Annotated in this window: 13 protein-coding genes; 1 reads left to right on the top strand and 12 read right to left on the bottom strand. The window is 55.4% G+C overall.

Annotation, left to right across the window (positions count from 1 at the left end; genetic code table 11):
- Window positions 1-71 precede the first annotated feature (71 nt).
- The 11 genes from hslO to PRECH8_RS08480 form a co-directional block, all read right to left on the bottom strand.
- On the bottom strand, window positions 72-953 hold the full coding sequence (gene hslO / locus PRECH8_RS08530; RefSeq protein ID WP_200966690.1) for an Hsp33 family molecular chaperone HslO: 882 nt from the start codon (window positions 951-953) through the stop codon (window positions 72-74).
- Between the two features lie 70 nt (window positions 954-1,023).
- Window positions 1,024-1,794: a type III pantothenate kinase gene (locus PRECH8_RS08525; protein WP_200966689.1), complete on the bottom strand. Its 771-nt coding sequence runs from the start codon at window positions 1,792-1,794 to the stop codon at window positions 1,024-1,026.
- Window positions 1,791-2,660: a carboxylating nicotinate-nucleotide diphosphorylase gene (nadC, locus tag PRECH8_RS08520; protein WP_200966688.1), complete on the bottom strand. Its 870-nt coding sequence runs from the start codon at window positions 2,658-2,660 to the stop codon at window positions 1,791-1,793. Before nadC ends, PRECH8_RS08525 begins: the two co-directional genes overlap by 4 nt.
- Window positions 2,647-4,266: an L-aspartate oxidase gene (gene nadB / locus PRECH8_RS08515; RefSeq protein ID WP_200966687.1), complete on the bottom strand. Its 1,620-nt coding sequence runs from the start codon at window positions 4,264-4,266 to the stop codon at window positions 2,647-2,649. The genes nadC and nadB overlap by 14 nt, the downstream gene beginning before the upstream one ends.
- A gap of 41 nt (window positions 4,267-4,307) precedes the next feature.
- Window positions 4,308-5,246, bottom strand: coding sequence for a quinolinate synthase NadA (nadA, locus tag PRECH8_RS08510; protein WP_200966760.1), 939 nt, complete (start codon window positions 5,244-5,246; stop codon window positions 4,308-4,310).
- Window positions 5,247-5,460: 214 nt separating this feature from the next.
- Window positions 5,461-7,530, bottom strand: a complete 2,070-nt coding sequence (gene ftsH / locus PRECH8_RS08505; protein WP_200966686.1) for an ATP-dependent zinc metalloprotease FtsH — start codon at window positions 7,528-7,530, stop codon at window positions 5,461-5,463.
- Between the two features lie 113 nt (window positions 7,531-7,643).
- On the bottom strand, window positions 7,644-8,180 hold the full coding sequence (gene hpt / locus PRECH8_RS08500) for a hypoxanthine phosphoribosyltransferase (RefSeq protein WP_200966685.1): 537 nt from the start codon (window positions 8,178-8,180) through the stop codon (window positions 7,644-7,646).
- Window positions 8,181-8,199: 19 nt separating this feature from the next.
- Window positions 8,200-8,670, bottom strand: a complete 471-nt coding sequence (gene tilS / locus PRECH8_RS08495; RefSeq protein WP_242457497.1) for a tRNA lysidine(34) synthetase TilS — start codon at window positions 8,668-8,670, stop codon at window positions 8,200-8,202.
- On the bottom strand, window positions 8,630-9,658 hold the full coding sequence (tilS, locus tag PRECH8_RS08490; RefSeq protein ID WP_200966681.1) for a tRNA lysidine(34) synthetase TilS: 1,029 nt from the start codon (window positions 9,656-9,658) through the stop codon (window positions 8,630-8,632). The genes tilS (PRECH8_RS08495) and tilS (PRECH8_RS08490) overlap by 41 nt, the downstream gene beginning before the upstream one ends.
- A gap of 51 nt (window positions 9,659-9,709) precedes the next feature.
- Complete coding sequence (locus tag PRECH8_RS08485; RefSeq protein WP_200966679.1) at window positions 9,710-10,690, bottom strand: protein kinase domain-containing protein; 981 nt, start codon at window positions 10,688-10,690, stop codon at window positions 9,710-9,712.
- On the bottom strand, window positions 10,635-11,384 hold the full coding sequence (locus PRECH8_RS08480) for a vWA domain-containing protein (RefSeq protein WP_242457496.1): 750 nt from the start codon (window positions 11,382-11,384) through the stop codon (window positions 10,635-10,637). Before PRECH8_RS08480 ends, PRECH8_RS08485 begins: the two co-directional genes overlap by 56 nt.
- 169 nt (window positions 11,385-11,553) lie before the next feature.
- On the opposite strand from PRECH8_RS08480, the gene PRECH8_RS14625 reads away from it, so the two are divergent.
- Entirely contained in the window at window positions 11,554-11,679 is a 126-nt protein-coding gene (locus tag PRECH8_RS14625; protein ID WP_276569102.1) for a hypothetical protein, read from the top strand.
- Here PRECH8_RS14625 and spoIIE read toward each other — a convergent pair.
- Entirely contained in the window at window positions 11,672-14,098 is a 2,427-nt protein-coding gene (spoIIE, locus tag PRECH8_RS08475) for a stage II sporulation protein E (RefSeq protein WP_200966676.1), read from the bottom strand. The two genes, PRECH8_RS14625 and spoIIE, sit on opposite strands and share 8 nt — an antisense overlap.
- Window positions 14,099-14,322: the final 224 nt, after the last annotated feature.

The raw sequence follows: 14,322 nt of genomic DNA, 5'->3' as shown, positions 1-14,322 counted from the left end.
TCAGAATTTCGAATTCCATCAGCAACCAGCGATCCCTATGACCAGTGTGGCAGGTTCCACCGATGGATTATTCATTCATCTTGATTCAACTGCTCGATAATTCGCTGGAGGTCTTCTTTCTCGAAGAGATATTTTTCATTACAAAAATGACACACCACTTCCACCGGTTCATCTTCACCCGCTAAGTTCTCCAACTCTTCACGTCCCATGCTGATCAGCGTCCGCTCCACCCGTTCATCCGAGCATTGGCAGCGAAAAATTGCATCCATCGTCTCGCCGACTTTCACATCGTCAACGACTTCAGAGATGATCTCTTCTAATGACATTCCGCTGTCAAGCATCTCGGTAACGGGGCGCAGGTTTGCAAGTCTTCTCTCCATATCGCTGATCTCTTCATCGGAAAGTCCCGGCAGCAGCTGGAGGATGAAGCCGCCTGCAGCACGCACCGAACCATCCGGGTTAACCAACACGCCAACGGCTACCGCGGAAGGGGTCTGTTCCGACTTTGCAAAGTAATAAGTAAAGTCTTCTCCCAGCTCTCCCGATATAATCGGGATACTGCCGCGGTACGGCTCTTTCAGCCCCAGATCCTTAATGATATACAGCGCGCCTTCGGTACCGACAGCGCCTTTAACGTCCAGCTTTCCTTGTTCATTAGGCGGCAGATCAACATGCGGATTGTCGACATAGCCCCTCACTTCCCCCTTGGCATTGGCATCGACGACAATCTGGCCGAGCGGACCGTTGCCCTTGATCTGAATGGTCAGTTTCTGCTCATCTTTCAGCATCGCTCCCATCATCAACCCGGCCGCTACCGCTCTGCCCAGCGCTGCCGTAGCTGTCGGCCACGTATCATGGCGGCGCTGCAGTTCCGCTACGATCTCCGTTGCCCGCACGCCGAATATCCGCACTTTCTGATCTAATGCCGTACCGCGAATCAGATAGTCTCGCATGAGATCCCCCCTAGTTGTTAACGTTCATGAATTTATAAACCGCTGCAGGTCCTGCTTGATGCCAAATAGATTATGACGATATATTGCGCTCGTACAGGATTCTAAGGCCGGTCAACGTGAGAAGCGGATCCACGATCTCGATCGTCTTCGACTCTGATGCGATCAATTCCGCGAAGCCCCCCGTCGCGATAACCCGCGGCTTCAGCTTCGTCTCTGCACAGATCCGGCTGACGATCCCGTCGACCTGACCGACATATCCATAGATGATCCCCGATTGCATCGAAGCGACGGTGTTGCGGCCGACCGTACTCTTCGGTTTGCTGAGCTCGATGCGCGGCAGCTTCGCTGCTTTTTGATACAGGGCCTCCGTTGAGATGCCGATCCCCGGCGCGATGGCCCCGCCGATATACTGCCCGTGTTCATCGATATAGTCATACGTGGTCGCTGTGCCGAAGTCCACGATAATCAGCGGCGCACCATACTGCTCAATCGCCGCTACCGCATTCACGATGCGGTCCGCTCCGACTTCCTTGGGATTCTCATAGCGGATGTTAAGCCCCGTCTTTAAGCCGGGACCCACGATGAACGGATTCTTGCCCAAATAGCGCTCGCACATCTCTTCCATCAAGTGGTTCAGGGGCGGAACGACCGATGAGAGGATGACGCCGCTGATCTCGGACACATCCAGCTGCACATGTTTGAACAAGTTGCTGATCATCAAGCCGTATTCATCTGCCGTCGCCGAACGATTCGTACTTAGACGCCAGTTATGAAGCAGCTCCTTCCCTTCGTATACGCCCAGTACGATATTTGTATTGCCTACATCCATCACCAATATCATATACGCCGCTCCTTCTTCGCATTCAAATCCAAGCTGATATCCAGAGATCGCACCGAATGCGTCAAGCCGCCGACAGAGATCACATCGACGCCGGTCTGGGCGATGCTCCTGACGTTCTCAAGCGTCACGCCGCCGGAGGCTTCGATGACGACATGCTCCGCATGCGCACGAATCATGCGAACCGCTTCCTCCATGCGGTCGATCGGCATATTATCCAGCATGATGATATCCGCACCCGCTGCCAAGGCTTCCTGTACTTGTTCCAGCGTCTCCGTCTCCACTTCGATCTTCATCGTATGCGGGATCATCTCCCTTGCCGCCAGCACGGCTTGCTCGATGCCGCCCGCCGCCTTGATATGATTGTCCTTGATCATCACTGCATCCGACAGTCCGAAGCGATGATTATGTCCGCCTCCAACCCGCACCGCGTATTTCTCCAACATGCGGTGACCCGGTGTCGTCTTGCGCGTGTCGACCAAGCGCACAGGCAGCCCCTGAAGGGCACGGACGAACTCCCCGGTCTTCGTCGCAACGCCGGACATCCGCTGCAGCAGGTTCAAAGCCAGCCGCTCTCCGCTCAGGATGCTGCGGGTACGCCCGTGCACCCGGGCGATCACATCTCCTGGGGATACATGGGCGCCTTCTTCAACATGCGCACGGAAGTGAAGACCCGGATCCACCTCGCGGAACACCGTCTCCGCCGCCGGCAAGCCGGCTATGATCCCTTGATCCTTCATATGGATGATCCCGATCGACTCATGATCTTCCGGGATCACAGCCAAGGAAGTGATGTCTCCCGTCCCGAGATCTTCTTCCAGCCAATCGCGGATCATCGCCTTCAGCTTCTCTATATTAAGCATGCTCATAGATGGGTTCCTCCACTATACCGATCTCTCGTTGGAATACCAGATGCCTAAGCCAAGCATCATCCTGCTCCGGGTAATCCTCCCGGTAATGGCCGCCGCGGCTTTCTTCTCTCAAGAGCGCCGCCTCCGTCGTCAGCAGCGCACAGGTGAGCAGGTTCGCATATTCATATTCCTCGCGGGTTCTGAGCTTAGCGCTGAAGATCACCTGATGGGACCTCAGTTCTTCCAGCGCGATCTTCAAGGTGGATGCATGACGCCGCACCCCGACATATCGAAGCATCGTCTCCTGCAGATGCCGCTGCTTCTCGGCAACCGGCATCGTCAGGGGATCGCGGTGTTCCTGCGAGGCAGCAGTCAGCGGCGAGGCCGCGGCCTTAAGCTCAGATATTCTCTGTGCGATGCGGCGGCCGAAGACGATCGCTTCCGTGAGCGAATTGCTTGCCAGGCGGTTGGCACCGTGCACGCCCGTCGACGCCGCTTCGCCGCAGGCGAATAATCCCTTGATATTGGTCTCTCCGCTCAGGTCGGTTTTTATCCCGCCCATCATATAATGGGCCGCTGGTGCAACGGGAATCCGATCCTTCGTCAGATCGAGCCCATATCGCAGACAAGTCGCATAGATCGTCGGGAATCGAGCGCGCACCCGCTCCGGATCTTCATGGGTGATATCGAGATAGACGAAGTCCGCCCCGGTCGCCTCCATCTCACTGATGATCGCTCTCGCCACAACATCCCGCGGCGCTAACTCCAGCATGGGATGATAGCGCGCCATGAAGCGTTCCCCATGGATATTGCGCAGCCAGGCTCCTTCTCCGCGCACCGCTTCTGAGATCAGGAACCGGGGCGCGTCCGGCAGGCTGAGCGCTGTTGGGTGGAATTGGACGAACTCCATATCCCGTACATATGCACCTGCCCGGTATGCGATGGCGATCCCGTCCCCCGTCGCTGCTTCGGGATTGGTCGTACAGCGGTACAACTGACCCGCTCCGCCCGTGCAAAGGACCGTTGCCTTGCCGGCAGCGAGCACCTGCGAACCATCCGGCCTAAGCACAAGCGCGCCGAGGCAGACTTCCTCATGGGTGATCAGATCAATGACATAATGATCCTCCCATACGGTGATATGGGGATCGCCTTTAACTTGCTCCGACAAGGCGCGGATGATCTCGCTGCCCGTCGCGTCGCCTTTCGCATGCAGGATGCGCCGCCGGCTGTGTGCGCCTTCCATCGTCAGCGCGATGCTGCCATCCTGCTTCGTATCGAAATTTGTACCTAGACGCATCAGATCTTGCACGCACGCCGGCCCCTCATGAACAAGCACTTCGACGGCCTTAGGATCACACAGTCCGGCCCCGGCAAGCAGCGTGTCCTGCAGATGGTATTCGGGTGCGTCATCATCGGAGAACACCGCCGCGATGCCGCCCTGTGCATACCTCGTATTGCTGTCGAGCAGAGAGTGCTTCGCGATGATCAAGACCTTGTGATGCGTTGAACTTAAGCACAGCGCTGTATACAAACCTGCGATGCCGCCGCCGGCGATGATCACATCGAAATCTTGCCGGGGCAGTTCATCGAGGCTGAAGCTGCTAAGATACCGAGGTACTGTCATGCTATGCGCCACCTTTATCCATTTTGGACCTGCTTGATGCATTATTGGACTTGCAGCATGCGTTCCAATGCCTGTCTGGCTTTGTCCGCAATGACCGGCGGAACGTAAATCTGCGGCTGCATCGTCTCGAGCGCACGCACGACTTTCTTCAGATTGTTCACTTTCATATTCGGACATACAAGGTACTTCGATGCGAAATAGAACTTCTTATGCGGGCTGTCTTTACGCAGCTGATACCCCGTGCCGTCCTCGGTGCCGATGATGAATTCATCACAGTCAGTTTCACGACAATATTTTAAGATAGCCGTAGTACTGCCCACAAAGTCCGCAGCCGCCGCTACCTCCGGCCGGCACTCAGGATGCGCGACAAACTGGGCGTTGGGATACTTGGCCTTCATCTCCTCGACATCCTTCAGGGTCAAGAGATCATGCGTGTTGCAGTAACCTTCCCAGAGGATCATCTTCTTGTCGGTAAACTGCTGCACATAGCGGCCGAGGTTCTTATCCGGAGCGAAGATGATCTCATCCGCATCCAGGGAATTCACGACCTTCACCGCATTCGATGAAGTGCAGCAGATATCCGTCACGGCTTTCACTTCAGCTGAAGAGTTGATATAGGTCACGACCTTCGCCTTCGGATGCTTGCGTTTCAGATCCAACAGCCCTTCAGCATTCACCATATCGGCCATCGGGCATCCGGCGCGTTCGTCGGGGATGAGCACCGTCTTATCCGGCGCTAAGATCTTCGCACTCTCTCCCATGAAATGAACGCCGCAGAATACGATCACATCCGCATCCGTCTGAGCCGCTTTCTGCGCAAGCAGGAAGGAATCCCCGCGAAAGTCCGCCACCTCTTGAATTTCATCACGTTGATAATAGTGGGCCAGGATAATCGCGTTTCTCTCTTTCTTGAGCTGCATCAGCCGTTCTTTGAGTTCGCGATTCTGTTCCTCTTTGCGTTGCTTAGCTAATTGATCCATCGTCATCGCCATCGGTTTCGCCCCCTCCTATTCGTGAAAAAATGTACATAGTTATATATATAATGCCAGCTGGAAGCTAGTTAACACCTAATTTACACAACGCCCCATACGGTGTCAACGTGCAAGAAATGAAAGACATAAAAATAACACACCGCTAACCAAGGACTGCCTTGTGCTAACAGTGTGTTCAGGAGTGCTCTCTATTGCTCTTGACTTATTCTTTATTGTTATGGTCAGGGTTACCTTCGCCGCTGCTGTCTTGTGCAGATTCCTTATCCCGGTCCGCTTCATCAGCAGGGGCGTTGTCCTTTTTGACCCGGTCAAAGTCCAGCTTATTGGCTTCATTGCCGCTGCTTTGCTGTTGGATGTTCACTTTCACGTCGCTGGAATCCGCGGCTTCCTTCGCCGTGTCTTCCTGCCCATCATCTCCGAATCCGAGAGGGTCCTTGCTCAGCTTGCCCGTCTCCAGAAGTTCGGTGATCTGCTCTCGATCAAGCGTTTCGTATTTGAGCAGCGCATCGGCCAGAAGATGCACTTTATCCGCGTGCTCCTGCAGGATCTGCTTTGCGCGTTCATAGCATTCGCGGATCATCGACTGCATCTCTTGGTCGATCTCGTAGGCGATGGCATCGCTGTAGTTCTGCTCATGAGCGAGATCGCGGCCCAAGAATACATGACCTTGGTTGTTGCCGAATTGGAGCGGCCCCAGCTTGTCGCTCATACCGTATTCGGTAATCATCGAACGGACGATCTGTGTCGCTTTGCGGAAGTCATCATAGGCACCGGTGCCGATCTCGCCGATGAACAATTCCTCAGCTACACGTCCGCCCAAGAGCCCAACAACCCGGTCGAGCAGTTCGGACTTGGTCTGCAGCAGACGGTCTTCGCCCTCTTTGGGGATCATCATCGCGTAGCCGCCGGCACGACCTCTTGGGACGATCGTCACCTTATGGATGACATCGGCATGGCGTACATAATAACCGATGATCGCGTGCCCTGCTTCGTGATAAGCGATCGTGCGCTTCTCGCGCTCGCTGATCACGCGGCTCTTCTTCTGTGTACCAACCACGACGCGGTCGAAGGCTTCGTCCAATTCCGCCATGGAGATCTCCTTGCGGTTGCGGCGGGCTGCGATGAGCGCCGCTTCGTTCAGCAGGTTCTCCAGATCGGCTCCTGTAAATCCCGTCGTATACCGTGCCAGGACATCCAGTTTCACGTCCTTAGCCAGCGGTTTGTTGCGTGCATGGACTCTAAGCACCGCTTCACGTCCCTTAAGATCCGGACGATCCACTGTGATCTGCCTGTCGAATCTGCCCGGACGAAGAAGCGCCGGGTCCAAGATATCCGGGCGGTTCGTAGCAGCGATGATGATGATGCCTTCGTTCGCTCCGAATCCGTCCATCTCGACAAGCAGCTGGTTCAAGGTCTGCTCGCGTTCGTCATGACCGCCGCCGAGTCCAGCACCCCGCTGACGGCCGACAGCATCGATCTCGTCGATGAAGATGATACAAGGCGCATTCTTCTTCGCATTTTCGAACAAGTCACGGACACGGGAAGCACCGACACCGACGAACATTTCGACGAAGTCTGAACCGCTTATGCTGAAGAAGGGAACGCCCGCTTCTCCGGCAACCGCCCGAGCCAGCAGCGTCTTGCCCGTTCCCGGCGGTCCGTTAAGAAGCACACCTTTAGGGATACGAGCTCCCAGAGAGGCGAACTTGCGGGGATCTTTGAGGAATTCAACGATTTCCACGAGTTCCTGCTTCTCTTCATCCGCACCTGCGACATCATCGAACGTGACTCTTTTCTTGTCTTCCGTATAGAGTTTCGCACGGCTTTTGCCGAAGTTCATCACCTTGCCGCCGCCGCCCTGCGCCTGATTCAATAAGAAGAAGAACAAGGCGAACATGATGATGAACGGGATAAGCGTCGTTAACAACGTGATCCATATACTCTGCCCTTCCATAGGCAGGTATTTCTCGGTGATCCCAGCTTCTTCTATCTTCTGAATCAGATCGCTGGTATAAGGGGCTCTGGTCCAGAATTCCGTGGATGGGTACCTGGTTGGATCCGGGTTCACCTTCATCTTACCGGTTATAAAATAGGTATATCCGTCAAATCTTGCGCTGATCTCGGTAATATTGTTTTGTTCAAGTTGGGAACGAAAAACATCATACGTAAGTTCGGATCTTTGTTCATTGTTGTTGCTTATTATGTTAACGATACCAACAGTTATAAGGATAATGATTAAGTAGAATCCGGTATTTTTGATGAATCGATTCATCCCCACCCTCCTCTCAGTAGCGTTGATTCTGCTCCATTACAGGCAGAGTTCTAATCATTTTATCACGGCGATCCGATGAATACAATTCGTCGTTTGGACGGGAAAGGATGCTCCTAGGCATAGACTTCCGGCTTCAAGATCCCGATATAGGGGAGATTGCGGTATTTCTCCGCATAGTCCAAGCCATATCCGACGACGAATGCATCCGGCAGCGTAAATCCTATGTAATCCGCCTGCAGATCCACCTTGCGGCCGGCTGGTTTGTCAAAGAGCGCTACAACCGACACGGACTTCGCATTGCGGCGTTCTAAGACATCGATGAGGTAGCTCAAGGTGAGTCCGCTGTCGACGATATCTTCAGCGATGATGACATCGCGGCCTTCTACCGGCACATCGAGGTCCTTCAATATCTTTACAACGCCGGAAGACTTGGTCGATTGCCCGTAGCTGGAGATCGCCATGAAGTCCACTTCAATCGGGATGGTGATTCGCTTCGTCAAGTCAGCCATAAACATATAAGCACCTTTCAATACGCAGATGACCAGCGGATTGCGGCCTGCGTATTCGCTGCTGATCTTCTCGCCGAGTTCGCGAATCTTGTCCTGGATCTGTTCTTCTGTGTATAAGATTTCTTGGATGTCGTTATGCAAGGGACGTAAACCTCCTAAGTTAGTCTATGTCGCGGTGATTCCGCTCATTCTGCACAAGCTTAATCTGCAGGATATTCCTCGTGCCGGGCTGTACAGGCGCATGGCGGCTTCTCCTTATCCCGCACACCCACAGCACTCGGTCTTCTGCATCGACGATCAGTGGAATTGCATCGCGTTTGCTGGGTGGGATCTTCAGATCGATGAACAGGTCTTTCAGCTTCTTCGACCCTTGCGTATTCCAGAGCTGGATGCGATCACCGGGGCGCCTGTTGCGAACCGTAAGCGGGTAGTGAAGTTCATCCAGATCAAAGTATGCGCTTCGTTGATCGATTCCATGCTGACCTTCATCATCTCCAGATCTTCCAGCAGACCGCTCATAGCTGTTAAAGATCAGCTCAACCCCGGCCTCTGCTACGGCAAGACGACCATCCCGGAGCGATACCCGGTATTCATAAGGACGGGGGGGCGTCCTCCAGATGCCCCCTCGCAAACTGCAGCCGATCGTACTCCCGCCGGAATGTGACACCGGGCAGATGCAAGACAAGGGAAGGCGAAGCATCCTGCGCGATCGCTTCCCTCACTTGTTCAATATGTATGGATTGCATATCCTGATTTTCACACAGATAACTTAATATTAGTTTAATCACTCTTCTTTGTAAAGCGACATCGAGCTTTAACCACTCTGCTCGTGAACCTATGTAGGAATCTGCCGGCCCATCCTGAACTGATCGAAAGATCCGCTGCACCTCCGCTTCAGCCAAGCGGCTCAGCAAGCGGTCCTCATCGCGGATCAGATCCGCCGTGCGGTTAATGGCTTGTACGAATCCGGGATTAAAGGTCTTTAGCAAGGGCATGAGATCCAGCCGCAGGCGATTGCGCGTATAAGAGCGGTCCATATTGCTGCTGTCCGTTCGGTATGCCAGTCCCCGCTCATGCAGATAGGCCTCGATTTCATCCTTATATATACGCAGCAGCGGACGAAATAGTTTCACGCCTTCCCGCTCTGTAACCGGGGCCATGCCGGCAAGGCCGGACAGGGATGCACCGCGGAGCAGTTTCATCAGCACGGTCTCCGCTTGATCATCCGCATGATGACCCAAAGCGATCGACGTAGCTCCCAGGCTGCGGGCTGTCTCCAGCAGAAATTGATACCGCACTTCCCGAGCGATCTCCTGTGCGTTGCCGCCTCGCTGCGCAGCCACAGCCGGAATATCCGCATGGCGGATCGTGCAGGGAAGTTCGAGCCGGACAGCCAGTTCCCGTACCCATTCTGCATCACGAAGGGACTCTTCCCCGCGGAATCCATGTTCCATATGAGCCACATGCAACTTAAGATCCCATGCCGTGCTCAATTCTTTCAGAATATACAAGAGCGCCGTGGAATCCGGCCCTCCGGATACCGCCGCGATGATCCGCTCGCCCTTTGCAATCATATTCTCCTGGATGATATAGCTCTCTATGCGCTCTAAGATAGACACCGTCGCTCCAGATCCCCCCTCTTCCCTGACCTCAGCCGTTCCGCCCGCGCCTTACCATCCGGGGCTGAAGGTCCAATAGAATACCGTGCCGCATACTGCGGCCATAAGGATGAGTGCTGTGGCAAGACTCAAGGTAAGTCCCGGCGAAGCTTGACTATGCTTGCCGCGGTTCGCATCGCCCTTGGCCGCGGCGTAGATCGCTCGGCGCCAGGCCTGCTCTGCCTCAGCTGCGCTGTTGTACTTGCCCCTTAGGCAGCCTTCGATCACCGGCGCTGCCGCCTGGCTCGCGGGCAGCTGCCTTGCTAATTGGACCAAATGTTCCACGGACCGCGCGCGATCGGCCTCCAGCTGAGCCAGACTTAAGCCGCTGAGGTCCGCCATTTCAAGACAGACGATCGCATAGGCAAACAGGTCATACCGCTCATCGGCGATACGGCTGCCTGCGCGCCAGAACCCCCGATCGAAACGCTCCGTGTATTGCCGGACGGCTCGGCCGCGGCGGGTTAAGCCTCCGTAATCGATCAATTCCGTTGTACCATATCCCGACACTAATATATTATCAGATTTTAGGTCGCCGAATATATAGCCGCGGTCATGAATCTCTGCAAGCCTTCCGAGGATGCGGTAGCCGATGACCGGATACCACTCGATCCCGTTCTCATACAGGAAGCGTGCGGGATGTACACCGCTTACATATTTCATCACATAGAAAGGATAATCCTTGTGCCGGATCAACACATTATCGCTGTCCAGCAGGAATCGATCCGCTCCGCCTGCGTATTGCTGCAAAGAGGTAAGCCCATTGATCTCTGACTGAAAGTCTACCGCATCATAACCGATCTTCAGCGCACAGCGCACATCGTTGTGTACGACGAGATAGACTTCGCCGTTCGCCCCGGAACCGAGACACTCCTCTACGCGGTAGACGCGCTTATTCCATATACCGGTGATGATCTCGCCGGGCTTTAGCAGGCGATCATACAACATAGTCCTGGAGCAGCCCCATTCCCGTCCCCGCTTCGCGAGCGGCATCCGGACGCTCATCCCGCAGCGGTTCGATGACGTTCTCAGTAATATATTGAAGCGCCGCCATCATCGCCGGGCCGGTCGGCGTCACGCCGCTCATCTCCAGACGGCCGAAGATCTCTCTGATCTCCTGCGAACGCATCGTCCACGGCACGGCGATGTCGACATACTGATCGGCATGCGGGAACGTCAGCACACTGATCTCGCTCCTCCCCGCCCTCGCTTCCAAGCTCAGGGCAAGATCATGCACCGCCTCTTCAACGGAGGAGCGCTTCGACTTCATGCTGGCGCTGGCGTCGATCAACAGGCATACCCGGATGGATACCGTCTCTCCCAGATCGTCCATCACCTTTACTACATGGGCCCGCTTGACGGGGGACAGCCGCTCCACAGCATCTACGGCGAAGGTTTTCTGCAACTCTTTCTCCACGACTCGTTGAATCGTCTGTGCCACCGTCTTCCTCGTCATCATCTGCACCGTCTGAGCCAGTTCACGCGGCTGCACGATGCGGCACATGCCGCCGCCTGCCTGGGCGATCGCTTCTGCCTCCGCTGCACCGCTTCGGCCGATCTCTCCCTTCTCGACGACGCCGATGACATTCACCGTCACACCGGCGCTCGCCGCATGGGCTGCAGCCACCACAGGGCTGAGTCCGGCATTCGAGCAGCCATCCGTAATCAACAGGATCTGTTTCAGCAAGTTCACACACCCTCTTTTTTCTAGCAATCTGAATCTAGTAACAGTCTCGCCAAAATCATGGATCTTTATCCCTTCATTCCCTGACCCTGAGCGGACTTGGTGCAACATCAGCGAAGGTTGTGCAAACGGCTGAATCCAAAGCAGCATCCCGGCACCGCGCACAGAGAGCGTGCATCAGCATAGACAAGCAGAAGGCGAAGCCCATGCGGACTCCGCCTGTGATCAAGCCCCCATCAATGCCGCTGCTGAGACACCGCTGCCGGACCGCGGCAAGCGCTGCGCGCAGGTTAACTAACCGTCTTCGGGCGTTCAATCTGAGGTGCGTTGGGCAGCCGGAAGGTCGCCCACTCCGGTTTGTACTTCTCGATGCTCGCCACGACGACGGTCATATCATCCTTGATCTCACCTTGATGGTAACGCACGACCTTCTCCAGCAGGAGGTCCGCAAAGTCCTGCGGATCTTCTGCCTGGATCTCCTGGATCATCCGTTTGAGCCACAGCTCTTTGTTCACCGCCGGCCCCGGGGCATCATAGATGCCGTCGGTCAACATGATGAGCGTATCCCCCGGCATGAGCTGCAGGCGGATCAGATCGATTTCGATATCCTGAAGGATGCCGATCGGCAGATTATTCGCGGAGATCGTCAGAACCTCTTCTCCCCGCTTGATGAAGCTCGGCGTCGAACCCGTCTTCAGAAACGTCGTATGAGCGCTGTACTGATCGATCAGGGCCACGTCGATCGTCGCGAACATCTCCTCCGAAGACCGCAGGAGCAGGACGGAATTCACGGACTTGATCGCCAGCTCTTCATCCATTCCCGATTGCAGCAACTGCTGCAGGATCATCAACGCCGCGCTGCTCTCCATCTTAGCCCGCTCTCCATTGCCCATGCCGTCGCTTAGGGCAACTGCAAACTTGCCGTTGCCGAGTTCCACCGTGCTGAAGCTGTCACCGGAAAGCAAGCCTCCGCCCTTCGCCGCCCCGGCGATCCCCGTCTCAATCTCATATTCCTTCGCCGAACCGAACAATACCGTATAGCAACCTTCTTCAATCCCGGAATAGGTTTCCTTCTTCACCGCGATATTCTCGCCTAATATATCGGAAAGAAGCGGGGCGATGATCTTCCGGCACTCATCCAATCCCTTGTGATATTGATGGATGATCTCGATCTCCACGTTTCCTTCTTCCAGGCTGATGATGTCGATGCCGCGGATGGACAGCCCGAGCTCCTCCAAGGTCTGGCGAATCTGTTCCTCCTGCAGGAACAATTCCTGGCCTTCTCGCTTGATCTCATTCGCTAAGTCCTCCATGACTTGCGAGACGCCGTGCAGCTGCTCTGCGACGAGCAGCCGGCTCTCTTGGATCTGCTTGCGCCAGTGCAAGTCATGCAGCTCCTGCGCGTACTTCTCTTTCATGATCTCCCATACTGTCTCCGCCTTGATGCAAGCATCGCGCCACTCCGGACGCAGGGAGCGCTGATCCCGATCCAGTGCGGATTCCACGCTGTTTAACATCTCTGTCATGCATTGATAAGTCTGATCAAAGTTCCGTTCCCAGCACCGCTGCCGCCGGAAGCAGTTCGCACACGCCCGTTCCGCCACATGGTTCATATACTGTTCGGCCCTGGCCTCCTTCTTCACCATCAGTTCCTCAGCCGGCGGACGGAAGCTGTGGGACAGCTGCCGAAACACTTCAGAGAACTGGTGGACGCGGGAAGCTGTGATCTCCCGCACCCGCTTCACGTAGTCATAGTGCGATTTTATGTTCTGCTGTGTCCCGGGCACATACTTCGCCACGGTATCCAGCAAACTGCGCGGAAGCAGGAGGAAGACGGCGATGGCGATGAGGGATTCCAGGGTTGAATGCAAGAGCTGTCCTTGCTCACTGATATAGAAAGTAAGGATCATCGAACCGAGCAGCAGACCGAAGGACACCGCCGCTCTCCGACCTTCGCGCAGGAGTCCGGCCAGCATTCCGGAGAAAGCCAGCAGGCCGATCTGGTAGACGGCATCCGGACTGGCTAAGCTTAGGATCAAACCGGTGACGACACCAACGGACGCACCCAGCGGAGCTCCGCCGACCAGCGCGAAGATGAGGATTAGCAGTCTGGAGAAAATATGCTCGATGGACACCGTACCCGCGATCAACCAGCCCACCGTCCCCGTCATCATCGATCCCAGCAAGATGATCAAGCAGATGATCTCCTCATTCTTCAGTTGATAATGCCGGCGCGTCATCGTGAAGACAGGGATCGCCTGCAGGAAGATGAGCGTCAGGATGAAACCAAGCCCCGCTTCTACCCCGCCCATCAGAAGTCCGTACCAAGAAACCTGCGTCTGCATCACACTTGCAACGAAATCCACAAAGAAAGAAGAGACGAAGACCAGAATCGGCGCATAGGCGGGATCCGCTTTGCCGAAGTTCTCCAAACTGCGCTGGATGGCGAGGAAGACCAGCAGCTCCGCCGCCAGCATGCCCGTCCGCAGTTCCAAACCGGCGCTGGAGAGCGAGAACACACTGCCGAGGAGCAGCGCCGCAGCCGCCCAGAAGATCACATCCCGCCGCAGGAAGTACACGACGCCGAAGAAGGCAAGCGCGAAAGGCGCGAGTTCATCCAATATCACAGCTCTGCCCAGCAGCAAAGCCATCAAGACCAATAATATCGACCATCTGCGGGCGGCAACGGCTTGGACGAACCTGCTTCTGACGAGCATATCCCCCCCATCGGTTGTCCGCCCTGCTTCGTATCGGATCCATCTGCGAACCTTGTTTGCTCCAGCCGTTCCATCTCAGCATCATGGGAAGCACCACCTACATATATATTCGTGTGCCCCCTATTATAGAACGGCCTAGAATTAGAAGTTTGTCACAATGCGTTGCCGGGATAGAAAAAGTTTCCGACAAGATCCCGCTTCCTCTGCATCCCTCAGTCAAGAGC

It is taken from the genome of Insulibacter thermoxylanivorax, assembly GCF_015472005.1.
Classification (GTDB): Bacteria; Bacillota; Bacilli; order Paenibacillales; family DA-C8; genus Insulibacter; species Insulibacter thermoxylanivorax.
The sequence above is the reverse complement of the archived record's forward strand: the minus strand, read 5'-3'. Positions and strand labels throughout refer to the sequence as shown.

What these genes read in the sequence shown, in the direction of transcription:
- hslO (WP_200966690.1), bottom strand. Translation starts at nt 953, where the DNA reads ATGCGAGACTATCTGATTCGCGGTACGGCATTAGATCAGAAAGTGCGG.
- PRECH8_RS08525 (WP_200966689.1), bottom strand. Translation starts at nt 1,794, where the DNA reads ATGATATTGGTGATGGATGTAGGCAATACAAATATCGTACTGGGCGTA.
- nadC (WP_200966688.1), bottom strand. Translation starts at nt 2,660, where the DNA reads ATGAGCATGCTTAATATAGAGAAGCTGAAGGCGATGATCCGCGATTGG.
- nadB (WP_200966687.1), bottom strand. Translation starts at nt 4,266, where the DNA reads ATGACAGTACCTCGGTATCTTAGCAGCTTCAGCCTCGATGAACTGCCC.
- nadA (WP_200966760.1), bottom strand. Translation starts at nt 5,246, where the DNA reads ATGGATCAATTAGCTAAGCAACGCAAAGAGGAACAGAATCGCGAACTC.
- ftsH (WP_200966686.1), bottom strand. Translation starts at nt 7,530, where the DNA reads ATGAATCGATTCATCAAAAATACCGGATTCTACTTAATCATTATCCTT.
- PRECH8_RS08485 (WP_200966679.1), bottom strand. Translation starts at nt 10,690, where the DNA reads ATGCCGCTCGCGAAGCGGGGACGGGAATGGGGCTGCTCCAGGACTATG.
- spoIIE (WP_200966676.1), bottom strand. Translation starts at nt 14,098, where the DNA reads ATGCTCGTCAGAAGCAGGTTCGTCCAAGCCGTTGCCGCCCGCAGATGG.